Genomic DNA, 25,382 nt, shown 5'->3' with positions numbered 1-25,382 from the left:
TATGAATATAAATACCCACGGAATTATGCGAATACTAATAATGATTGTTGCGGTTTTAAGTCTTTGTTCTTGTGAAGACTACCTCGATAAAGAACCCGCTTCAATAATTTCAGAAGAAGAAGCATTTAAAAATTTCACCAATTTTCAAGGGTTTACTGAAGAACTGTACCATTGTATACCAGATTTTTCAAACGCCTACTGGACCAATTCCTGGAATTGGGGAGATGATGAAATTACTTCTGCAGATATGAATTTTCATGTCATCCATAAATTTGATAATGGAAACTTTTGGGGATGGCAAACAGAATATGACGGCTGGGGGGCCTCTTGGATGAATCAAGCAGATGCATCAAGAAATGATGATCGATTTCAGAAGGATTTATGGAAAAATGCTTGGTATGGACTGCGTAAGGTGAATTTAGGTCTAGAAAATTTAGAGCTTATGACTGACGCAACGTCACAGGAAAGAGATTTTATCAAAGGTCAATTACTCTTTTTTAGAGGTTGGTTTCATTTTCAGTTGATACAGTATTTTGGAGGAATGCCCTACATTGATTATGTATTACCAAGTGACGAACCCCTAGAATTACCACGACTGAGCTACCACGAATGTGCGGATAAAGTTGGAGCAGATCTAAGAGAAGCTGCAAACCTTCTTCCTATTGATTGGGATGATACTCAAGCAGGAGCCGCAACTCGTGAAAAAAATGATCTTCGTATCAATAAGATCATGGCTCTTGGATATCTTGGAAAAAATTATTTATGGGCATCTAGCCCGCTGATGAATTTAGAATCTACAGGTTCTAAAAGTTATAATGCTGATTATGCCAAAAAAGCTGCAGCTGCCTTTGGAGAGCTTCTGGACTTGTGTGAAAGCGGAGCAGCACCTTATGAGCTGGTAGCCTTCGAAAACTATAGCGTAAACTTTTACACAACCGGTCAAGGATGGCGTATTCCTGGAGGATCCGAAGCAATCTTTAGAGGTCCTTACTACGGAGCTAATGGCTCTAACTGGGGTACAAGTAAACAATACCAACCAGCTATTATTCAGGATGGGAGTAATTTTATGCCTACTGCAAATTACGTTAGTTACTATGGAATGGCTAATGGCTTACCTATAGCAGATATTACCAAACCAGATCCGATATCGGGCTATGATCCTGAATATCCTTGGAAAGACAGAGACCCAAGATTCTATCATGATATAATCTTTGACGGGGTCAAAGTTGTTCAGGGGGCTATGCCTGATGATGTTGAACAACATCGCTTTGCAAACCTGTACACCGGAGGTAGCTACAGGGATGTTAGCACCGGAAGTAGATCTGGATTTTTGAATTATAAATTTATTCCCATAACAGCAAATAGATATGATGACGGCTTTAATTATGGGAATAACCTTAATCTTCATTTGCCTTGGATGCGCTTAGCGGATGTTTATTTGATGTATGCCGAAGCTGTTGTACAAGGATACGGAAGTCCAAATGCGAAATCTAATAATTTTTCCAAAACTGCAGTTGATGCAGTAAATACCATCCGTAATCGAGCCGGTGCAGGAGAGTTGTCTGAGAGTGAAGGTGGATATATTTCATCAATAGATGGTTTTATGAGTGAATTGCGCAGAGAACGTGCTGTGGAATTATCTTTCGAAGGACATCGTTTCAATGACCTTAGAAGATGGATGTTGCTTATCGAAAAGCCTTACACCTTAAAAACCTCATTGGAATTTGATCGTTCCGGAACACTCAATACTGAAGATCCCACAGAAAATAGGGTACTTAACCTTAGAGAGGAACTGATATTAGAGCGGAACTATTCTTCTAAACATTACTGGCTTCCATTGAAAAATGCGGATACCAATATGTATGTGGAGTTTCCACAAAATCCGGGTTGGTAATTTACGCTAGCCTCCTATTAAAATTCAATTATAATCAAAGTAAAACTAAATGAAATACGCACAATCCAATATAGTATTGTTGGCTTTAGCTATTCTATCCTGCTTGACACTTACTGCTCAATCAACTAACAGCGTGTTGGTTGAAGCAAGAGTATTGAATGATCAAGGAACACCTATTCAAGATGCACTTGTTGAAGTAGATGATACGGAGCTATTCTCAGTAACTGATGAAGAGGGGCGCTTTAGCATTCAAATGAACGATACTTCCGTTTTAGAAATATCAGCAACAGGATATCAAGAAGTCACCTTAAGTGGCTTAGAAGATCAAGAAGATGTGATTCTTATTTCCAATCTGGATTCTAAAGTTCAAGTAGCTTATCGCGAAGTGGATAAAGATGAACTGATAGCAGGAGGAATCTCGCATATAAATTTAGAACAGTTAATTGAAAAAAATTATACTACCTACAGCCTAGAGAATCTAAATGGTTTTATAGGAGGTTTCAATGGAGGAAATATTTGGGGGATGAGTAATTATCTCGTTTTAGTCGACGGTGTTCCCAGATCCGCTAACAGTGCCTTGCCTATAGAAATTGAACAGATCTCATTTTTGAAAGGTGTTTCTGCAGTTTCACTTTATGGAAGTAGAGCAGCACAAGGAGTAATTAATATAACGACCAAAAGGGGGCAAATAGGTAAACAACGAATTGATGTGCGCGTTAATGCAGGATTATTTGTTCCTAAGCGTTATCCAAAATATTTAGGTTCTGCAGAATATATGACCTTGTATAATGAGGCCAGAGCCAATGATGGTTTAGCACAACTTTATAGTGATGAGACAATTTATAACTACGGTTCAAACACTAATTCTTACAGGTATCCTAATGTAAATTACTATAGTGATGCGTATTTGAAAAAGGTAAATCAACGTTATGATGCTACACTACAAATCTCTGGAGGGAATGAATCTGCCAAATATTACACAGATATAGGTTTTTTAAGAATTGGTGATTTTGTGAATTTTGGACAGGCACGTCAGAATAAAACGGAACGCTTTAATGTAAGAGGGAACGTTGATTTAAAAATCAATGATTGGATCAAAGCTTCTCTTGGAGCCAATGCAATCTATTATAGCGGTAGGGGAGTCAATGCTAACTACTGGGAGAGTGCAGCCACCGTTAGACCTAATCGATTCGCTCCTTTGATTCCTGTTGATCGTATTCCAGCTGATAATCAAGCTGCACAACTATTAGTCGATAATAGTTCCAACCTCATCGATGGACGCTTTTTATTAGGGGGTACACAACTGGATCAGACCAATGCCTTTGCATCGATTTATGCAGGAGGATATAACACCTACACCAGTCGTGAATTTCAATTCAACACCGCAATTGATGCAGATCTTAATCGAGCCTTGAAAGGCTTAACATTTAGAACCATGTTCGGTGTAGATTATGCGACTTCTTACAATCAATCTTATAATAATCAATATGCAGTTTATCAGGCCAGTTGGAATACAATGAATGGGGTTGACGAAATTGGTGGACTGACAAAATACGGACAAGATGCAACAGATGGGATTCAAAATATTAATAATAGTGCCTATCAGCAAACCATCGCTTTTTCAAGCCAGTTAAATTATTCTGCTGATATCGATCAGAACCAACACTTTTCTGCGATGCTTGTTGCAGGAGGATGGCAACAAACACAATCCGGCGCTTATCATAGAATTAGCAATGTCAATCTTGGACTACAATTAGCATATGATTATAAAAATAAATATTACCTCCTGTTTAATGAAGCGGCAATACATTCAGCGCGATTGGCAAAAGGTAACCGTACCGGGTATTCACCTACTGCCACTTTAGCTTGGAAAATAGATAAGGAACCATTTCTAGAAAACTCAACACTTATTGATGATTTACAATTGTCAGTAACAGCAGGTATTGTAAGTACTGATTTAGGAATTAATGATTATTACCTATATGAGAATGTTTATACTCAAACTGATGGCGCCTGGTACAGTTGGCGGGATGGAGCACTAACTAGAACCACAGATTCAAGACAAGGTGGAAACAAAGGGCTAACCTTTGCAAAACGTAAAGAATTCAATGTGGAACTCAAAGGATCACTTTTTGAAAAATCATTTGATTTTCAAACAGCTTTTTTTAGAAATCGAATGAAAGGCAATATTATTCAAGCCTCTATATTATATCCAAACTACTTTCAGAATTTTTACCCCAATAGCTCGTTCATTCCTTACATCAATTATGAGAACGATGATCGTGTAGGTTTTGATTTTGACTTTACCTACCATCATCGATCCGGTAGTGTAAATTGGTCTTTAGGTGTAGCTGGTATTTATTATGATACCCAAGCCTCTAAACGCGCCGAAATGTTTGAAGATGCCTATCAATATAGAGAAGGTTTACCTCTAGATGGATTATGGGGATTACGCAGCGATGGACTTTTTGATAATGAGGAAGAGATCGCAAATGCACCAAGTCAAGATGCTTTGGGGAATGTTGCTCCAGGAGATATAAAATATATCGATCAAAATAATGACGGAGTTATTAATGCTCAAGATGAAGTTTACTTGGGCAAAGCGGGATGGAATGGTGCCCCACTTTCTGCTGGAATTCATTTAAGTGCAACCTGGAAAAATTTAACGCTATTTGCACTTGCTACAGGGCAGACAGGAGCGTATGCCATGAAAAACAGTTCTTACTTTTGGATAGACGGTGAAGACAAATATTCAATTATAACCAGAGATCGCTGGACTCCTGAAACTGCTGATACAGCCACTTTTCCAAGATTAACTACCCAAAATAGTGCTAATAATTATAGATCCTCTGATTATTGGATCTATAAAACGGATCGGATTGACCTGGCTAAGATACAATTGAGTTATGAATTGCCTCAAAATGTATTAGGAGATTCTCTATTCAAAAACTTGAATATATACATCAGTGGAGCTAATCTATTGACCATTTCTCCTGAACGTGAATTATTAGAATTAAATATAGGAGGAGCTCCCCAAACGCGCTTTTATAATTTGGGTTTAAAGGCTCTTTTTTAATAAATAAATAAGATTCAATACTTATGAATACCAAAATACTATTGCTCTTAATTGTAGCTTGTATAGCTACAAGTTGCGACGACCTCTTTGAACCAGCAATTGAAAATAATCGTGGTTTAGAAGATGCCTATGGCGAAGCAACTTATGCTGAAGGCCTATTGCTTAATGGTTATATCCGCATTCCAACTATGAACTGGTCATTCAATGACGTCGCAACCGATGATGCAGTTTCTAATGACATTACTAATGATTTTCGACAAGCAGCTACAGGACAATGGGCATCGAATTTTAATCCATTTACACAGTGGCAGGGCTCAAGATCAGCCATTCAATATTTGAACATCTTTTTATCTGAAGCAGATAATGTGGAATGGTCAACTGATAACGATATCAATGTATTGTACAATAGAAGACTTAAAGGAGAAGCTTATGGTCTTAGAGGGCTCCATATGTACTATTTATTACAGGCGCACGCTGGTCTTGCAGAAGGTGAGTTATTAGGAGTGCCCATAATATTAGACCCAGAAGATCCGGAATCTGATTTTAATATTCCAAGATCAACTTTTAGAAACTGTATGATTCAACTTCTCAGTGATTTAGAACGTGCCGATGAAATGTTAGCACTTGATTTTGAAGATATAAATGATCCCAGTCTACTGCCAAGTGGTATTGATAATATCAATGATTACAACCGTGTTTTTGGCGAACGAGGGAGACAACGTATGAGTGGAAGAATAGTAAAAGCACTGAAAGCACAAGCAGCATTATTAGCAGCAAGTCCCGCTTTTGGAGCTTACAGCGGTATATCGTGGGAGCAAGCGGCAAACTATGCAGGTGAAGTAGTTTCTTTAAATGGCGGAATATCAGGAATAGCACCCAATGGACATACTTGGTATACCAATGCTTCACAAATCAATCAATTGGGTGGGGGGTCAAATCCTCCTGAAATTTTATGGAGAGGTGATGTAGGACAAAGTAATAATCTTGAAATGGATCATTTTCCACCTTCCCTTAATGGAGCGGGGCGTTTAAATCCAACCCAAAATTTAGTCGATGCCTTTCCAGATTCTAATGGTTATCCTATTTCTAATCCTCTAAGTAATTTTGATCCGAATGCCCCCTATGAAAATAGAGATCCGCGTTTGCGTACCTACATATTAGTTAACCAGGGTACTGCTGGGGTAAATAATGCAACCATTACTACTGCTGCAGATGGTAACTCTATCGATGCCATTAATCGCGAAGCTACCTCTACTAGAACAGGATACTATATGAAAAAATTGCTGCGTCAAGATGTAAATCTTGATCCCGTTACTACCAATACTCAATTGCATTATAAACCACGCATCCGGTATACAGAATTGTATTTGATATACGCAGAAGCAGCAAATGAGGCTTGGGGTCCAAGAGGTACGGGCACTCAGGATTTCTCAGCTTATGATGTAATTGCTGAACTGCGACAACGCGCTGGAATATCGCAGCCTGATCTTTATTTAGAATCAATAGGTTCTGATAAAGTGGCTATGCGGGAACTTATCCGAAATGAAAGACGCTTGGAACTCTGTTTTGAAGGATTTCGTTTCTGGGATTTGAGAAGATGGAATTTAAACCTCAGTCAAACAGCAATGGGGGTGTCAATAGAAGATAACAATTTTGATTATATAAATGTTGAGAATAGAGCATATCAAGACTATATGCAATATGGTCCTGTGCCGTATAGTGAACTTTTAAAATTTGAAGCCTTACAACAAAACGAAGGTTGGTAAATGCAAACCTATAAACATACTATTATGAGAATATATTTTAATTTACTCCTGATACTTTTAATCTGTTGTTACAGTTCTTGTGAAAATGGGGAATGGGAATTCCCAGATTATGAATATCAAGCTGTTTATTTTGCCTATCAATATCCCGTGAGAACGATTACTCTAGGGGAAGATATTTTCGATACAACCTTAGACAATCAAGGGAAGTGTGAAATTCGTGCAACTGTCGGAGGGGTCTATGAGAATCAAAACGATATAGCCATAGGTTTTCAAGTTGATAACTCTCTTGTAGAAGGATTTTTGTTTGGAGAAGGCGAAAACCCGATACTTCCTTTACCTACTACACATTATAGTCTCGCAACAGATAAGATTGTCATTCCTGCTGGTGAATTATCAGGAGGAGTAGAGGTACAGCTTACAGATTCCTTTTTTAATGATCCAAAAGCATTAGAGCGTAACTATGTGATTCCAATTCGAATGTTGAGCGCCACTCCAGTAGATTCTATTTTGTCAGGTGAGGCTCAGGTGACAGATCCAAGACGTGGTAATGCTCTGGATTGGGCAGTACAACCTAAAGACTTTATATTTTATGCTATTAAATATATCAATCCTTGGGAAGGATATTATTTGAGAAGAGGCCAAGATATAATAACTGGTAGAAATGGTAATTCTGAAGCCGATCAGACAATTATAAGACGCGAAAGCAATGTCATTGATGATGAAGTGGTAATGCTAGATTCTAAATCAAGGTATCAAATCAGTTTTGACACAGGAATTCAGAATAAGGAGGGGGTTGATTTAGGAATTAGTTTATTGGTAACTCTTCAAGACGATGGTACTGCTACAATTAGTTCTCCAAATCCAACGGAATACAGCATATCAGGTAGTGGAAGTTTTATAAAGGATGGAGAGAAAAATAGCTGGGGTTCTCAAGACCGAGATGCGTTATACCTCACTTATGAAGTTGAAACCGAAGAACTATCAGTTTCAACAAAAGACACCCTTGTTATGCGTAATCGTGGTGTAAGTCTAGAAACCTTTTCACCCATACTTCAGTAAATCATAAGAATTAAAAATTCTCGATAATCATTTTGCCATGGAAACATTTTATTTAAAACGATTGCTTTTAATAGTTCCGATTCTTTCTGTTTTTAGCTGTGTTGATCTAGATCCTTTGGAATATCAAGTAGAAAAACCTTTAAGTATAGAGCAGCAAGAGGAACTGGATCAATTAGAGCCTTTAAAGGAATATATAGGTGAATCCTCTTTAAAGTTAGGCGCCGGAGTAAGTATCTCCTCTTATAATAGTCAAGGAACCGTTTTCAGCCTAAGTAATTCAAATTTTCAAGAGCTTACAGCAGGTTACGGTATGAAACATGGTGCAGTAGTCAATGATAATGGAGAACTGAATCTTGATGAGGTGAGCCAATTTGTTAATCATGCCAAGGAGGCCGGATTAAGTATTTATGGGCACACCTTAGCGTGGCATTCCAATCAAAATGCTACGTTTCTAAATAGTACCATTGCCCCAACTATTCTTCCAGCACAATCTAATCCAGAATGGGAGACTATACTAAGCATTGACTTTGAAAGCGATGATCAATCGGGATATCAAAGCAACGGACCAAATGCAGCATTGGCTTTCACCTCTGATGGTGCAGGTTTTAATGGAGAAGGAAGAGCCTTAACTATCACTAATGCAGAGGTTCGTCCTAATGAATGGGATTCGCAACTTTTTGTAACATTCCCAGAAGCCACAGAAGTTGGACAGGTTTTCAGATTAGAAATGGATATTAAATCTGACGTGGACACCTCTATAAATACTCAAGCCCATACCGCACCAGGAAGTTATAAGCATTATGATTTTTTTGGAACACTTACGGCTAACCCTACTTGGAAGCACATTAGTATTGATGTTACAATCAACGAAAATACGTCTGGCTGCAATACTATAGCCTTCAACTTAGGTACCACTGCTGCAACTTATCAATTTGATAACATTGAAGTATCAAAATATAACGAAAATGGTAACGGTCCTGATTGGGAAGATCTTCTAGACCAACCTTTCGAAACTGATGCTCAAAATGGTTATCAAAGTAATGGTCCTAATGCGGTATTATCATTTACCGCTATGGGAGAAGGGGCAGAGGACTCCGGTAGAGCTTTAGAAATTACCAACGCTGAGGTGCGCCCAAATGAGTGGGAATCTCAATTGTTTGTGACTTTCCCCAAGGTTACAGAGGTTGGACAAAAGTTTAAACTAGAAATGGATGTAAGAGCTGATGCAGTAGCAGCTATAAATACACAGGCACAAACCGCCCCGGGAGCCTATAAACATTATAATTTTTTCGGAACCATTAATGCCACAACCCAATGGAAACACATTAATACAGAAGTTACTATTAATGAAAGTACTGCGGGTTGCAATACGATAGCATTCAATTTAGGTCTTACTGCTACAACCTATTACTTTGATAATTTAAAAGTCAGTTGGTTTAATGAAGAAGCGGGTCAAGATATAATCATCGAAATGTCGGAGGAGGAAAAGAAGGATACTTTATCATTCCATCTAGATAAGTGGATATCTGGAATTATGGAAGTTTCCAAATCCAATACATTCGCTTGGGATGTTGTTAACGAGCCCATGGATGACGGTAATCCATATGAACTTAAGTCTGGTATAGGCAAATCGGAAATGGCCGCTGACGAATTTTATTGGCAGGATTATTTAGGAAAAGATTATGCGGTAGAGGCATTCAATCTCGCGGCGAAATACGGCAATGCAGATGATATATTATTTATAAATGATTACAACCTTGAATATAATATAGATAAGTGCAAGGGGATAATTGCATATGTGAACTATATAGAAGAACAAGGTGCTCGAGTTGATGGAATTGGAACACAAATGCATATCAATATTGATTCAGATCGATCTAAGATAATTGAGATGTTCAAACTCCTAGCAGCTACCGGGAAACAAATTAAAATCTCCGAATTGGATATTGGTATAGGTGTTCAAACAAAAGACGCTACTGAAGAGTTATACTTGGCTCAAGCAGATATGTACCATTTCGTAATTTCAGAATATTTTAAACTAATACCACAAAACCAACAGTATGGTATTACGATTTGGAGTCCTACAGATAGTCCTAGCAATTCATCTTGGAGAGCAGGTGAACCTATTGGATTATGGACTGAATCGTTTACAAGAAAGCTAGCCTACAAAGGCGTTGTAGAGGCACTTCAATCGAAAGAAATTAACTAATAGTCATTTTAACTATATACCTCGATTTTTTTGTATATTCTTGTATAACATTTAGTTCTAATAAAGTTTAGTCTACCGCTCCATTATCAGATTTTAAATATCACGAGTTTGATTTAATAACTGCTCAATCTTCACGGGGAGAGCTCTAGTGTGTAGAATGAACTTAAAAAATAGTTGAAATACGATGAAACCTAACCACAATACGATTTCTATTGTAGAGAAAATAGGCTATAGCTTAGGAGATCTTGCAGCAAATCTTATTTTTCAGACTTTAATGACTTTTCTGGCATTCTTTTATACAGATGTATACAAGATACCACCTAGCAAGGCATCCTTTATTATTTTTACAGGTGGGATGATAGGTGCTTTTTTCAACCCGGTGATGGGTATAATTGCAGATCGAACCAAAACTCGCTGGGGAAAATTCCGTCCCTGGATTCTATTTACATCCATTCCTTTTGGAATTGTAGCAATTCTTGCATTCAGCACTCCGGATTTTGATTTGACAGGAAAAGTAACCTATGCTTTGATTACCTATATATTGTTGGTAATCATTTATTCAGCTAATAACTTACCGTATGCTTCTCTTAGTGGGGTTATGACCGGAAATATGTCAGAGCGTAACAGTATTTCTTCATATCGCTTTGTGGCCGTTATGATTGCTCAATTTGTAGTACAAGTACTCTTATTACCGCTAGTACTGATTTTAGGAGATGGAGATAAAGTAGAGGGTTTTAAGCAAACCATTTGGTTGTTCGCCATTGTTGGTGTTATCTTTTTTATCATAACCTTTTTAACTACACGGGAGCGCGTCTTACCTAAGGCAGAACGCGATTCGTCTATAAAACAGGATGTTAAAGATTTATTGAAAAATAAGCCTTGGCGAGCTGTATTACTGATTACCATCTTTGTATTTGTAACGCTTTCTTTGAAGGGAGGCATGTACGTGTATTACTTTAATGATTTCGTAGATAATGCTAGCCTGAGCACTTTCTTAGAAAATATAGGTTTTAATGGATTCATATTAAATCTTAATAAGTGGCTCATTAATATGGGTTTTGTAGGATTTACTTGGCCTGATGATCCTGCCACCTCCGGTTTTAGTCTATTCAATGCTGGAGGTATCGTCATGATGATGATAGGAATCGGATTTTCTAAAACGTTAGCCGATAAATTTGGTAAACGTGATGTTTTTGGACTTAGTTTATTTCTGTCCGCAATTTGTTTGGTTGCATTTTTTTTCTATGCTGAAGATGCTATCGCGTTAATATTTATCACTCAATTAACGCATGGTTTTTTTTACGGTATCTCTACACCATTACTATGGGCGATGATCGCTGACGTGGCGGATTACTCAGAGCTGATTAATTTCAGGAGGGCAACAGCAATAATTTTTTCAGCAATGATATTTGGCCTTAAAGCCGGTTTAAGTATAGGGGGGGCTTTAGTTGCGGGATTATTAGCGTGGTACGGCTATAATGAGCAGGCCGAACTTCAAGATGCATTAACCATTTCTGGTATCAAACTATCGGTAAGTATTTATCCAGCACTTTTTTTCTTTATAAGTGTTACTTGCCTGATTTTCTACAAAATTAATAAGGCTAAAGAGCTTGAGATACAAGAAGAATTATCAAACAGACGCGAGCCTTCGCCAAAAAGATTATAAACTTAATTTACTTAAATGAACTATTTATCATCACTTATTTTAATAGCAATATTGCTGGTAAACTGCAAATCTGATAAATCTGAGGATGTTGCCCAGTTAAATGAAAAACCTTTAAAATTAAAAGAAGCTCTTGCAGATAAATTCTTAATAGGCACAGCATTGAACGCTAGACAAATTGCGGGATATCATCCAGAAGAATTGGCGGTTGTACGAGAAAATTTTAATTCTATCGTTGCTGAGAACTGTATGAAAAGCGAACGCCTAGTCGCAAATCAAGATGTTTATGACTTCACAACCTCTGATAAATTTGTGAACTTCGGTATTGAAAATAACATGGTGGTTCACGGGCACACTCTAATTTGGCATTCTCAAACTCCAAAATGGTTCTTTAAAGACAGTCTTGATCAGGAAATAACTCGTGAAGAACTTATTCAAAGAATGAAAAATCACATCCACACTGTTGTTACCCGTTACAAGGGTAAAATAAAAACGTGGGATGTTGTGAATGAGGCGGTTTTAGACGATGGGACATTGAGAAAAAGTAAATTTTATAATCTTCTTGGAGAAGATTTTATCAAAATGGCATTTGAGTTTGCGCACGAGGCAGATCCTGAAGCAGAATTGTATTACAATGATTATTCAACTGCTGTGCCTGAAAAAAGAGAAGGCATTGTACGTATGGTCAAAAAATTACAGGAACAAGGTGTACCCATTCACGGCATCGGAATGCAAGGTCACGTAGGGATGGATTACCCAGAACTTGAAGAGTTTGAAAAAAGTATCACAGCTTTCGCTAATCTAGGTTTAAAAGTTTCAATCACTGAATTTGATATTACAGTTCTTCCTTCTCCTTGGAAAAACCAAGGAGCAGAGGTTTCAGCAAATTTTCAATATAAAGAAGCTATGAATCCGTATCCAGAAAAATTACCAGATACAGTGAGCAACGCCTTGAATCAACGTTATTTAGAATTTTTTAAATTATTTCTGAAACATCATAAGAAGATTGATAAAGTCACGCTTTGGGGAGTTAATGATGGAAATTCTTGGAGAAATGATTGGCCTGTAGCTGGTCGTACAGATTACCCGCTGTTATTTGACAGAGATAATAAACCCAAGAGTGTAGTAGACTCAATTATTGCAATCGCAAAAAAATAGATTTTATTTTGGATATAAGTAATAACACATATCATATTAAAATTTGGCTTTTAGGAATATGTCTGTGCGCGCTTCAGGGAGTTGCGCAAAATACGGCATCCAACCCGTTAATCTATGCAGATGTCCCGGATATGGCTATCATAAGAGTTGATAGTACCTATTACATGAGCAGTACTACTATGCATATGAGCCCCGGAGTACCTATAATGAAATCAAACAATCTTACGAACTGGAAACTCATAGGCTATGCTTATGACAGACTGGTTGACAATGATGCAATGAATCTTGAAAATGGACAGCAAACTTATGGGAAGGGTTCGTGGGCAAGTTCACTAAGGTTTCATAAGGGTACTTATTACTTATCAACTTTTTCAGCAACTTCTGGGAAAACGCATATTTATACAACTAGAGATATTGAGAATGGCCCTTGGGAAAAACACGAGTTTGCACCTTCATATCATGATCACACGCTCTTTTTTGAAGACGGTAAAATTTATATGATTTGGGGTGCTGGAGAAATTAGTATAGTTGAGCTTGAAGATGACTTGAGCGGAGTAAAAGAAGATACTCAGCAAGTTTTAATTGAAAATGCAACAAAGCCTATAGGTGCTTCAGTCCTTTTGCCCGCCGAAGGGTCGCAACTTTTTAAACACAAGGGGAAATTTTACTTATTCAATATTGCTTGGCCTCGTAACGGTATGCGCACGGTAATTATTCATAGAGCAGATCGAATTACCGGCCCATATGAAGGTAGAATTGCACTTCAAGATAAAGGTGTAGCTCAGGGAGGACTAATAGATACGCCCTCAGGAGATTGGTATGCGTACCTTTTTCAAGACAGTGGGGCAGTGGGTAGAATTCCGTATCTAGTCCCTGTAAAATGGGTCAATGACTGGCCGGTTCTCGGGAAAAATGGTAAAGTACCCAAAGAACTAAACTTACCTAAAAACGAAAGTTTAATTCCAGGAATAGTTAATTCAGATCAGTTTGAACGCAAATCGGGAGATGCTATGCTTCCACTGGTTTGGCAGTTTAATCACAATCCTAATAACAACTTATGGTCAGTTTCAGAACGTCCAGGTTATTTACGTCTAAAAACTGGAAGAATTGACACGTTGTTTACCCAAGCTAAAAATACACTTACCCAGCGGACTATCGGGCCAGAATCTTCAGGGACTATCAAAGTGGATGTAGCGAATATGCGCTCTGGTGATTTTGCCGGTTTGGCAATTCTTCAGCAAAAATTTGGACAAATCGGTGTAAGCTTTGAAGGAAGTAAAAAGTACATTTTTATTCGCAAAAATGAGGGAGATGGCACTTTTATATCAAAAATTGAACTTAAGCAAGATGTCGTGTATTTCAAAATAAGGTGTGATTTTAAAAAGCGTACAGACAAAGCTTATTTCTATTATAGTTTAGATGGTAAAAACTGGCAATCAATCGGTGGAGTTTTACAAATGCAATACACGCTTCCTCACTTTATGGGGTACCGCTTTGGTTTATTCAATTATGCTACAGAGAATGTAGGTGGTTATGTCGATTTTGATTATTTCAAAATTTCTGATAAACCATCTTACTAAGAAATCAATTAATGATAATAACGTATACTAAAACTTGCGGATTTTTACCTGAGATGAAATGCAACCTTGCATTTTTAGGAGCGCTTATATGGGGATTTCAGGCTATTTGGGCACAGAATCCCTTGATTCGCGATCAATATACTGCAGATCCTACCGCACGCGTGTTTAATAATAAACTATACGTCTATCCTTCTCATGACATTATGTGTACTGAGGATAAAGGAGAGCCCGGATGGTTTTGCATGGAAGACTACCACGTATTTTCATCTAAAGATCTCACCATATGGAAAGATCACGGAGAAATTCTTCATCAGAAGGATGTGCCGTGGGCTTATGATGAAGGGTATAGCATGTGGGCTCCCGATTGTGTCGAGAAAGACGGTAAATACTATTTCTACTTTCCTACTAAACATAAGGATACTGAAGGATTTACCATAGGTGTTGCAGTAGGTAACCATCCGGAAGGTCCATTTACTCCGCAGAAAAAACCTATTGCTAATGTAAATGGGATAGATCCTAATGTTTTTATTGATCACGATGGTCAGGCGTATATCTACTGGTCGGGACGTGATATATGGGTAGCTAAGCTAAAGCCAAACATGCTTGAACTTGCTTCAGAACCCAGCATTATTGCAAATTTACCGAAAGAAGGTCACCTCGAAGGTCCTTTTATGTTTGAGCGTAGTGGCAAATACTACCTGACCTATCCTCACGTAGAAAACAAAACAGAACGTCTCGAGTATGCGATAGGTGATAGCCCAATGGGACCTTTTAAGGTTACTGGGGTGATTATGGATGAAAGCCCAACGGGTTGCTGGACCAATCATCATTCCATTGTAGATTATAACGATCAGTGGTATTTGTTTTACCATCATAATGACCTTTCACCAGACTTTGATAAAAACCGATCTATACGGGCAGATAGTCTTTCTTTCAATACAGACGGATTGATAAATAAAGTAATACCCACATTGCGTGGTATCGGAGTTAATAAGGCTTCAGAGGAGCTTCAGTTTGATCGGTATAGTGCTAAAAGTGCCGATGCAGAATTGCATTTTAATAATTCGCAAAACACGTTTCAAGGTTGGAATATTGCTTTGAAGCAAAACGACTGGGTACAATACAATTCCGTAGAATTTGATGAAACTTATGCTAGTCTTACGATACGCGTGAATGCCTCCCTAAAATCACAACTGGAGATTGTAGATGCAAGCAAAAATACCATACTTGCAGCTATTGAGATTCCCGCAAATACAGGGTGGCTTGAATATAAAGCAGCCCTACCTCAAATAGCGAATGCTGTTTACGATTTACGATTGGTGTTAAAAGCAGGTCAGGCAAGCATAGATTGGATACGCTTTATGGACTAAAGCTGTAGAGTAAGCGCAACAAAAGAATTATAAAAATAATAGCAATAAATATTAAACAATGAAAGAACCCAGATACTTAGTAGATCACGCATATATGGCAGATCCTTCTGCTCACGTATTTAATGATAAAATTTATATATATCCTTCTCACGACGTTGAATCTGGAATACCTGAGAATGATAATGGAGATCATTTTGATATGCGTGATTACCATGTGTTCTCCATGGATTCAATTGATGGTGAGGTAACTGATCACGGTGAAGTACTTCATGTAAAAGATATTCCATGGGCTGGTAGACAACTATGGGATTGTGATATCGCTTGTAAAGATGGAAAATACTACCTGTATTTCCCTCTGAAAGATCAAACAGACATTTTTCGAATAGGTGTTGCGATCGGAGATAAGCCTGAAGGTCCATTTAAGCCATTAGAGGCACCAATGAAAGGTAGTTTCTCAATTGATCCCTGTTTATTTAAGGATGATGACAATACGCACTATATGTACTTTGGAGGTTTATGGGGCGGTCAGTTGCAACGTTACAGAGATGGCAAAGCTATTGAGTGTGGCGCAGAACCTGAAGATCAAGAGCCGGCCCTACCTCCTAGAATAGCAAAGCTGAGTGATAATATGCTAGAGTTTGCCGAAGTTTCTAAGTCCATAATGATATTAGATGATGATGGAAAGCCTTTAACCGCAGGGGATCATGACAGAAGATTCTTTGAGGCTTCTTGGATGCATAAGTATAACAATACGTATTATTTTTCGTATAGCACGGGCAATACCCATAAGTTATGTTATGCAACTGGAGACAATCCATATGGCCCATTTACGTATCGCGGAGTGATTTTAACACCAGTGGTAGGCTGGACCACTCATCATTCGATCATAGAATTTAAGAACAAATGGTACATTTTTTATCATGATAGTGTACCGTCTGGAGGTAAGACCTGGTTGAGAAGTATGAAAGTAATTGAATTCAGTTATAATTCTGATGGTAGCATAACAACACTACAGGGGACTAAATAACAATATTATTAACTAAGAGGCGTAAGCCTCTTTTTTTGGCATTTTCATTATCTATTCATTATAAAATCGTTTTATAAATTCAGTTTAAATATGCAATACTTTAATAATTTAATTGCAACCCTAATACTAATTATACTTTTTCCATTCTGCTTATTAGCTCAAGATAAAGCTGTAGTACGTGATAGTATTAATACCTATAGCAATTTAGATTTTAAACATATGAAAGCCCAACTGGGTATTACTACTGAGAACCGACCTGGACCTTCCGGGAATCCTAAAGATCCCAATGCGGCTAATACAGATGAACTTAAAGTTCATAATTATAACTTACCAGAGTTGTTACTGTCTTCATCAGGGCAAAGAATATTAACCGAAAAACAATGGGAGCAAGAAAGACGAATGGAACTTCTTCAGAGCATTGAAACTGAAATGTACGGTACTATTCCTAAACATATCCCTAAGGTTTCTTGGTCCATACTAACCTCTAAAGATACACTGATAGGTAATATCTTAGTTGAGGAACAACATTTATTAGGAGTAGTTGATAATGCGCAGTATCCTGAACTTTCTGTGGAAATTGAGGTTCTCTTGGGAATACCAAAAACGCAGGATACTATAGCCACTCCCGTGGTAATACAGCTTGGGTTTATTCATTCTCCATTTTACCGGATTCAGGAACCTAAAAGTTATTTTATTTCACCCTTTGAACCTCTTTTCAAACAGCAATTAACGACACAAGGTTGGGGGTATGCCGTGGTTGATGTTAACAGTATACAGGCAGATCATGGAGCAGGGCTTTTGTCAGGCATCATAGGTTTAATAAACCGAGGAAAACGTCGTTCTAGTACTGATTGGGGTGTCCTTAGAGCTTGGGGGTGGGGAGTCAGTTCTTTAATTGATTATTTTGAAACCCGTTCAGCGGTAGATCACAATAGGATTGCGGTAGAGGGCACCTCACGATACGGAAAGGCAGCTCTTGTGGCAATGGCATTTGACACTAGAATTTCCTTAGGTTTTATAGGCTCTGCTGGAGCAGGAGGCTCCTCGATTTTACGTAGGAATTTTGGGGAAACCCTTGAAAATTTGGCCTCACCAGGGGAATATCATTGGTTCAGTGGAAATTTTTTAAAATATGCTTCTATAATGACCGTCAATGATCTTCCCTTTGATGCACATTCAGTAATAGCACTTTGTGCACCCCGACCTGTCTTTATAAGTGCTGGTTCTTCAAATATAGAAGGGCACTGGGTTGATGCTAAAGGAATGTTTCTTGGAGGTAAGTTTGCGAGTCCAGTATACGAACTTTATGGTCTTCAAGGTTATGCCAATGAAGAGTTCCCAGTAATGGGAAAAGCGATAACCGATGGCGAAATTGCATTTCGACAACACAGTGGCGGGCATTCTACAGGCCCTAACTGGAGTACTTGGATTGCTTGGGCACGTAAGTATTGGGATAAATGACGAGTTCACTACTCGTCCGATTATTGTCAATGCAGTAGCTCTGAATTAGTACTCTATGATAATTTGCTTCACTATTTCAAATGTTTATCTTGAAATTTTTTAGGCGATTCTCCGTGAAGATTTTTAAAATTAGTAGAAAACGTGGATAAATTTGAAAATCCTACTGCATATGCTACTTCAGATACACTTATTTGTTTTGATTTTAATAAATCAGCTGCTTGCTGAAGCCGTATATTTTTTATCAGATCACTTGCACTTTGATTGGTAAGATCCTTGAGCTTTCGATATAAATGAACCCTACTAATCCCAACCGCATTTGCAATCATTTCAACATTAAGATCGGAATTACTCAAATTTTCATTGATAAAGGATATTATTTTTTTTAGTAGAATTTCATCCGATGATTCAAGTGCTACCTGTTTGACCTTATCTTTTTGTAGTTGACTTCCATCAAACGTATTTTTTAATAGTTTTCGATTCTGAATTAGATTTAAAGCGGTTTTTTGAAGGATAGTAATATCGAAAGGTTTAGGGATATAGGCATCAGCACCGAGATTTAAACTTTCCATATTACGTTCAGGAGTTGATTTAGCAGTTAACAGGATAATAGGAATGTGATTGATATTGATATTTTTCTTTATTCTTCGACACAGTTCTAAACCATCCATCTCCGGCATCATAATATCACTGATAACGAGGTTGAAATTCTTTTTCAAAATGAGTTCCAATGCTTCTCTTCCATTGCCAGCTAGGGTGACATTAAATTTTGGAGAAAATTCTTTTTTGATATAGTTGCGGATTTCAAGATCATCATCCACTACTAGTATCTGCCTACCTGAAGAACTAAGATCTATTTCATTTGCACGATTTTCAATCTGATTCTTACCGCTATTGTGAGACAATGAAGTTTCATCATGTGATGCTATATTCAAATCTTGTGCAGTTAGATGTTCGCAACCTAAAGGGATTCGAATTATAAATGTGCAACCTTTCCCATTTGCGTTATTTTGAGCATAGATAGTCCCGTGATGTAACTCAGCAATAGAGCGCGTGAGATTCAACCCTATACCAGTTCCTTCAATATGATATGGAGTGCTTTTGTCTTGATAAAATCGCTCGAAAATCAATTGCTCCATTCCAGGCTCAATCCCTATACCGTTATCAATCACACTTATTTGAAAATAAGGACGATCATAGGCTTGTGTTTGCGGATCCAATTGTTCTAATACTAATGTAACAGCGCCTCCCTTTGGCACGAATTTTAGCGAATTGGCTACAAGATTTTGAATGATTTTATCAAAATAGTTTGGATCAACCCAAGCATGAAGTACGTCGTTTGAATGCTTGAAATTAAATTTAATTTCTTTAGCCTCTATTTGATCCTCAAAAAGTGCACAAATCGATTCGATATAAGAAATCAACTCAATTTCTTCAAATTTTAATTCTAATTGACCTTTATCTATTTTTCTTACATCAAGTAATTGGTTAGTCAGATGTAGAATACGATCAGTATTTCGCATCATTATCTGGTAAGATTTTGATCGCAAGGGATTTGTATCGGTGCTTAGAAGTTTTTTTAAGGGATTGATTATTAAAGTTAATGGTGTGCGAATATCATGCGATATATTTGTTAGGAATTGAAGTTTGGCTTCGTTGATTAGCCTTACTTTAGAATATTCTTGAAGACGCTTTTGATTATTATGGCGTTGTCTGAGATGATAACTGATTAGAAGAATAAAAAATAGTATCAAGAGTATATAAATTATCTTGGCTATTTTTGATAGATACCACAACGGATGGATAATTACTGTAAAGGCTTTTATACTAGAATATTTATCATAATCTTTCGAACGCAACTCAAAATTATAAGTCCCAGCTTCTAAATTCTCAAACGCTATACTATTGACACCAGGACTAAGGTCAATCCATGGACCTTCATTGACGGCATAAGAATAAGAGATTCGCTTAGGGTTACGGTATTCTAAGGATGAAAACTCTAAACTAAATGAATTATCTTGATAAGAAAGATTAATGGAATCGGCCTCAATTATTGGTTTATTCAGTATATTATAATTACCACTAACCATACCTTGACGAATAGGTGTGTTTTGTAAATATACATCCGTAATAAGGATTTTAGGTTTTGTATCATCATCTATGATTTCGGAGGGGTTGAAATAGGTAATTCCGTTCATACCTCCAAAATAAAGTTCATTTCCAGCATAAAGAAATGAGGCGTTTTTGCTGAACTCATTTCCTTGTAGTCCATCATTGAAATAGTAATTTAGAAAACTTTCGCTTTCCGGAATAAATTCAGATAAGCCATGATTAGTAGCGATCCATAATTGACGGCGTGGAGTCTCCTCAATAGAATAGATCGTATTACTTGGTAAACCATTATTTATAGTGTATTTGGCCAATTGCTTAAAATCAGTATCAATTTTAATAAGGCCATTAGCAGTACCCATCCATAAGTGATCATCGTTATCACTATGAATTGTATAAACAATTTCGCCGCCAAAATGTCTAATTCCCTGAGGAAAACTTTGAAATTTTTCTTGTTTGAGGTTGTAACGACTAATACCATCATATGAGGCAACATAGAGCCATTCTTCTGAAGCGTCGAGCAAAAGTTTATTAATCCATTTGTTGTTGAAGAATGTAGGGCCTTTTGGAGCATCTGAAATTTGTATGTTACAAGATTTAATATTCTCTGAGGGGAGATGAAGTTTAAAAAGTCCAGAACCCATTGATCCTAACCAGAGATTTTTGTTAGAATCCTCTACAATGCTATAAATACTTTTAACAGGATTGTTTTGCTCATCCACAAGCTTGTTCAAAAAGCTCATTTTAAGCGATTTTCGATCAATTTTAGCAAGGCCATTTAAATAAGTACCTATCCACAAATTATGATTACTGTCTTCAAAAATTGAAACTACTGTATTGAGCTGCTTACCTGACGATTTTTCGTTTTTATAATGCTTTAAAACTGTCTGATCTGGACCGATGCTATAAAGACCATCACCATCTGTTCCTACCCATAAAATACCTTCGGAATCTTTGAAGACAGACATAACACAATTTGACCCAATAATGTCAAGCGTGTTCGATTCATAACCGATATAATTAAAATTATTTTTTTTTTCAGGAATTATGACCACACCCTTTTGATAAAGTCCAAGCCAGATATTGTGGCTATTGTCTTCAATGATTTCGTGCACTTTGGATTTGGAAGCATCAAAACGGGCTATTGTTATTTGATAAGGCGCTAACACCTCTTCCTTGGGATTATAAATATATAAGCCATCGCCATCTGTTCCGACAAGTAATTCACCACGAGAATTAATAAAAAGGCTATGAATAACGTATTTCTGTGTGTTTGGTATTGATCGAAATGTTGATGTTTGAGTATCATACTTAAATAACCCTTTAGTATAACTGCCAACATAGATCGTACCTTCATCATCCTGTACAACAGCTGAAAGGGTCGAGCGCAGTTCTGCATTTTGAAAAAAAGCAGAGGCTTTATTTTTAGCATTGATTCTGTATAAGCCTGATTCTGGAGTTAACACCCATAAATGACCATTTTTATCTTGATAGATGTCATTTATAAATGCAGTTGGTACAAAATCTGGCAAATGCTCAGTATAGAAGCTTTGAGATTTTCTTTTTAAGCTGAAAACTCCGCGACCTGAGGTCCCAATTAAGATTTCTCCTGAATTTCGTTGAATAATTTTAGTGACATGGGCATCATAGGTATAAGATTCATCGATTGAAAGATGTATCTGTTGAAAGGAATCTCTACCGTGATCATAAATTTGAAGACCATTAAAAAAGCCAAAGTATAGATTGTGCTCTTTGTCTTCGTAAATACTTTTTACATAATTATTCAGGATTGAAGTAGAATCCTTTTCACTGTGTTTGTAGGTTACAAATTTAGCTCCGTCGTATTTATTTAGACCATCCTCAGTAGCAATCCACACATACCCTTTTTGATCCTGAAAAATAGCATTGATTAAGCTACTAGATAATTCAGAATCTGCAGAAAAAATTTTTCCATTTTGCCCATAACTTAAGGAAGTGAATATGAGTTGGAATAGAATGAAGGTTTTAATGTAGTTTACCAAAATTAAGGAATTATCAATATTAAATTTTATTAGGCATTAGCATTAAATCATTAAAATTTCTTTTAATGAACTTTATAAAATTACTTGTGCATCAGTATTTGTATTCGTAAAATTAAAAGCGCTCTATTTTTAATATTTAAATGATTTTGATTAATAAGATTACTCTTCTATTAAATTTGCAGCATTTGGGACAAGATAACTCTCTTGTAGGTTTTCATTGGATTGAATCAAAATTTGTTGCAATACTATTCCTGGATCTTCGCCTATAATTTTAAGAGAATGAGCTCCTTGAGACAAGTGAATACTAGCCTGTACTCGAGTAGCATTATTACTTACAGAGGTTCCCCAGTCATCCTTTGTATCCTTATGTATATTCACATGCTTTATAGGTCCATTATCAATTTGATATTTGAAAACCAAACCACCTTGATTTTTAAAATCAAGAGTAGGGGATACATAGAAAGTAATTGTTCCTTGTAGTTCTTGCCCGGTATACATTTGATATACCAATTTAGTATTGTCATAATTGATGTGCTCCGAGAATTTGTGTTCTGGTCTTAAGGCAGAATTTTGTCTGCCCAAATGCGCTATTTCTTCCCAACCTACATTCTCTTGAAAATTATCAGAAGGTATAGCAATTATTCCGTTGTATTCCCTATTACTAAATAATTGATCATCTTTTAGAATATAATTCACTTCTATTTTAGCGGCCTTACCATTAGACCCTATTTTAAACATTGCAGATGTACTCTCTAGGGGTAATTTTATAGGGTTTAATTTAATCTCAATGGTATGTTCTTGATTAAAGCTACCTCGACTTGTATCTACCAATAACCAATCCGGTAAGTTCTCAATGCGAAATTCGCGTTGATCCAAGCCGGTATTAAATAATTCAACCTTTTGAGTTTGATGATTATCATCAAAAGGCAAAAGTTTTAAAGTTGATACTTTAGGGAAATAATCATCCGTACCCTCAATGGCAATTCCTAAATTCCCTTTTTGGGGAATTTCTATCTTTTCAGTTAGCGGTTGAATATTTTTTTTAGGTTCTTGCCAAGAGGTATACCCAATATGTGTCTGATCCATAAAATGATTCCACTTAGAATTATTCAAACTATGATACGTATCCGTTAGTGTTTGATCCATTTCAAACAACTCAGAAACTTTGTTAGCGTAATCATTCGTAGTATTTCTTCCTTGATTTGCAAATTGTCTGTTCTTTGCTGTAGCGATATATAGCCGATTTAAGTTGGCTAAAGCCTTAATGGGGTATAACACTAATTGATAAAATGCCGATTTATAAGATTTGGATAGTTTTTTTTCTATCGCGGTAGCTTGCAATTCAAGGTTCTTATATTCCTTTAAAACCCTATTAGCTTCGTTAAAATGATTTAAACTCCAAGTTTCAGGCCCAAGTAATTCTGGTTTCCTGCGGCTAACCATAGTTGAATAAGATTGCATTAAGGCTGCAACTTCAACTGCATGGGCATTACCAAATTGTTTTTTTACCCAGTTGATGGTATAGCTTTCAAGATTACTAAGATTAAAATTTTCAGGATCCCAAGCATAGTCTAGAAAAAAACTTATTGGAAATTCCATAGGCTTTATATCCCCAACATTTACGATCCAAATTTTCTTGGCATTATAAGCATAAGCAAGAGACATTTGTTCATAAACCCTTGCGATTTGAGTGGTATTTAACCATTTATAATTTCTAGGACCCCCCACATAATCAAAATGATAATATATACCATACCCACCAGTACGCGTGAAGTCTTTTGGGTCTGGAAGCTTTCTTATATTTCCCCAATTGTCATCAGCAAGTAACAAAGTTACATCATCAGGAACACGCATACCTTGATCATAATAATCTTGAACTTCTTTATATAATGCCCAAATCTGTGGGGTTTCTTCAGCGGGTTTTCGAGTAATGTCTTGGATAATTTTGCGCTGATCTTTAACAACCGTTTCAAGTAATTCAATAGCAGTACCTTCAGTCATTGGCTCGTCACCATCACCGCGCATACCGATGGTGACTATACTTTCATTAGTTCCCATACGCTTAATTCCTTCACCCCAAAATTTACGCAGTGTTTTTGCATTAGTGGTATAATTCCAAGGACCATTTCCATATTTTCCCCATTCCGAATGAGCACGCATTAAGGGTTCATGATGAGAGGTGCCAATTACAACACCATAGGTATCGGCTAATTTTGGATTGAGTGGATCGTCATCATAAAATGCACGACCCCACATCGCAGGCCAGAGGTAATTACCTTTTAAGCGTAATATTAATTCAAAGACGTGCTCATAGAACTGGTGATTAAAAGATCCAAATTTTTCTCCGACCCAACCTGATAATGCTGGAGCTTCATCATTAATAAAAATTCCTCGATACTGAACTTTAGGGCCGGGATTAATCACATTGTTAGCTGTTATATACAGTTTATTAGATTGCTCTACAGGAACATCTGCCCACCAATACCAAGGAGAAACACCTATAAGTTCCGACAGGGTATAAATTCCATAGATAGTACCTCGTTTATCACTTCCAGCGATTACTAAATTGCCGTCAATCTGCTGAATCGTATAAGCCTCCCATTTGTTTTCAATGCTATCGAGGTTTATTTTGTCAGCAATTATCAATTCCTCGAGATATTTACTTTTACCTAATGTGCCAATAATAACATTTCCACCATTTTTAATTACTTGGTCATATTCAGGCTTTACGGCACTAACACGCTCAATATCATTCCTCAAGTTTTCAGCAGCAATGTGAACACCCTCATAATCTTGATTGTCAATTATAAATTTTGCAACATTAGTGTTATCTACCAATCTAAAAGCTTGATTCTTAAACTTTTTGTAAACTGCTATATTTTGTCCACGCAGGGCTATTGTATTAGATAGCAAAATAATAATGAAAAAACAGAGATTCAGTTTAAATGAAATTGAGGTATTGCGCATAATTTTGATTTATTGGAAATTGGAT

13 protein-coding genes are annotated in these 25,382 nt (G+C 36.9%); 11 read left to right on the top strand and 2 right to left on the bottom strand.

The genetic code is table 11. The features are described from left to right. Window position 1: 1 nt before the first annotated feature. The 11 genes from BUA96_RS10425 (at window position 2) to BUA96_RS10375 (ending at window position 18,263) form a co-directional block, all read left to right on the top strand. Window positions 2-1,894 (top strand): RagB/SusD family nutrient uptake outer membrane protein, encoded by a 1,893-nt coding sequence (locus BUA96_RS10425; protein WP_072982815.1) that lies wholly within the window; start codon window positions 2-4, stop codon window positions 1,892-1,894. 49 nt (window positions 1,895-1,943) lie between these two features. Further along, on the top strand, window positions 1,944-4,970 hold the full coding sequence (locus BUA96_RS10420; protein ID WP_072982814.1) for a SusC/RagA family TonB-linked outer membrane protein: 3,027 nt from the start codon (window positions 1,944-1,946) through the stop codon (window positions 4,968-4,970). A 23-nt stretch (window positions 4,971-4,993) separates the two neighbouring features. After that, window positions 4,994-6,736, top strand: a complete 1,743-nt coding sequence (locus BUA96_RS10415) for a RagB/SusD family nutrient uptake outer membrane protein (protein WP_072982812.1) — start codon at window positions 4,994-4,996, stop codon at window positions 6,734-6,736. Continuing rightward, on the top strand, window positions 6,737-7,795 hold the full coding sequence (locus BUA96_RS10410) for a DUF5627 domain-containing protein (RefSeq protein ID WP_233430633.1): 1,059 nt from the start codon (window positions 6,737-6,739) through the stop codon (window positions 7,793-7,795). It abuts the gene before it with no gap. A gap of 37 nt (window positions 7,796-7,832) precedes the next feature. Then, on the top strand, window positions 7,833-10,004 hold the full coding sequence (locus BUA96_RS10405; protein ID WP_072982810.1) for an endo-1,4-beta-xylanase: 2,172 nt from the start codon (window positions 7,833-7,835) through the stop codon (window positions 10,002-10,004). Window positions 10,005-10,188: 184 nt separating this feature from the next. Next, complete coding sequence (locus BUA96_RS10400; protein WP_072982808.1) at window positions 10,189-11,670, top strand: MFS transporter; 1,482 nt, start codon at window positions 10,189-10,191, stop codon at window positions 11,668-11,670. 15 nt (window positions 11,671-11,685) lie between these two features. Continuing rightward, window positions 11,686-12,825 carry an endo-1,4-beta-xylanase gene (locus BUA96_RS10395; RefSeq protein ID WP_072982806.1) on the top strand — a complete coding sequence of 380 codons (1,140 nt, stop codon included), beginning with the start codon at window positions 11,686-11,688 and terminating at the stop codon, window positions 12,823-12,825. A gap of 8 nt (window positions 12,826-12,833) precedes the next feature. Next, a complete protein-coding gene (locus BUA96_RS10390; protein WP_262490506.1) occupies window positions 12,834-14,405 on the top strand; it encodes a glycoside hydrolase family 43 protein in 1,572 nt (523 codons plus the stop codon). 53 nt (window positions 14,406-14,458) lie between these two features. Further along, window positions 14,459-15,775 (top strand): family 43 glycosylhydrolase, encoded by a 1,317-nt coding sequence (locus BUA96_RS10385; RefSeq protein ID WP_072982804.1) that lies wholly within the window; start codon window positions 14,459-14,461, stop codon window positions 15,773-15,775. Window positions 15,776-15,833: 58 nt separating this feature from the next. Beyond that, on the top strand, window positions 15,834-16,802 hold the full coding sequence (locus BUA96_RS10380) for a glycoside hydrolase family 43 protein (protein WP_072982802.1): 969 nt from the start codon (window positions 15,834-15,836) through the stop codon (window positions 16,800-16,802). 90 nt (window positions 16,803-16,892) lie between these two features. Beyond that, entirely contained in the window at window positions 16,893-18,263 is a 1,371-nt protein-coding gene (locus tag BUA96_RS10375) for an alpha/beta hydrolase family protein (protein ID WP_072982801.1), read from the top strand. A 71-nt stretch (window positions 18,264-18,334) separates the two neighbouring features. Here the strand turns inward: BUA96_RS10375 and BUA96_RS10370 are convergent, their stop codons facing one another. Together BUA96_RS10370 and BUA96_RS10365 are read right to left on the bottom strand one after the other, a co-directional pair. Then, the gene (locus tag BUA96_RS10370; RefSeq protein WP_084673119.1) at window positions 18,335-22,390 is read right to left on the bottom strand and encodes a two-component regulator propeller domain-containing protein; all 4,056 of its coding nucleotides are present in this window, start codon (window positions 22,388-22,390) and stop codon (window positions 18,335-18,337) included. Between the two features lie 159 nt (window positions 22,391-22,549). Then, window positions 22,550-25,357, bottom strand: a complete 2,808-nt coding sequence (locus BUA96_RS10365) for a glycosyl hydrolase 115 family protein (protein ID WP_072982799.1) — start codon at window positions 25,355-25,357, stop codon at window positions 22,550-22,552. Between the last annotated feature and the right edge of the window lie 25 nt (window positions 25,358-25,382).

The sequence above is a fragment of the Leeuwenhoekiella palythoae genome, from assembly GCF_900130045.1.
Classification (GTDB): domain Bacteria; phylum Bacteroidota; class Bacteroidia; order Flavobacteriales; family Flavobacteriaceae; genus Leeuwenhoekiella; species Leeuwenhoekiella palythoae.
Note: the sequence above shows the minus strand (reverse complement) of the source record. Positions and strands in the feature narration are given on the sequence as shown.

Bases quoted from the DNA above. Each gene is read 5' to 3' on its own strand.
- BUA96_RS10425 (WP_072982815.1), top strand. From the start codon at position 2: ATGAATATAAATACCCACGGAATTATGCGAATACTAATAATGATTGTT.
- BUA96_RS10420 (WP_072982814.1), top strand. From the start codon at position 1,944: ATGAAATACGCACAATCCAATATAGTATTGTTGGCTTTAGCTATTCTA.
- BUA96_RS10415 (WP_072982812.1), top strand. From the start codon at position 4,994: ATGAATACCAAAATACTATTGCTCTTAATTGTAGCTTGTATAGCTACA.
- BUA96_RS10410 (WP_233430633.1), top strand. From the start codon at position 6,737: ATGCAAACCTATAAACATACTATTATGAGAATATATTTTAATTTACTC.
- BUA96_RS10405 (WP_072982810.1), top strand. From the start codon at position 7,833: ATGGAAACATTTTATTTAAAACGATTGCTTTTAATAGTTCCGATTCTT.
- BUA96_RS10400 (WP_072982808.1), top strand. From the start codon at position 10,189: ATGAAACCTAACCACAATACGATTTCTATTGTAGAGAAAATAGGCTAT.
- BUA96_RS10395 (WP_072982806.1), top strand. From the start codon at position 11,686: ATGAACTATTTATCATCACTTATTTTAATAGCAATATTGCTGGTAAAC.
- BUA96_RS10385 (WP_072982804.1), top strand. From the start codon at position 14,459: ATGAAATGCAACCTTGCATTTTTAGGAGCGCTTATATGGGGATTTCAG.
- BUA96_RS10380 (WP_072982802.1), top strand. From the start codon at position 15,834: ATGAAAGAACCCAGATACTTAGTAGATCACGCATATATGGCAGATCCT.
- BUA96_RS10375 (WP_072982801.1), top strand. From the start codon at position 16,893: ATGCAATACTTTAATAATTTAATTGCAACCCTAATACTAATTATACTT.
- BUA96_RS10365 (WP_072982799.1), bottom strand. From the start codon at position 25,357: ATGCGCAATACCTCAATTTCATTTAAACTGAATCTCTGTTTTTTCATT.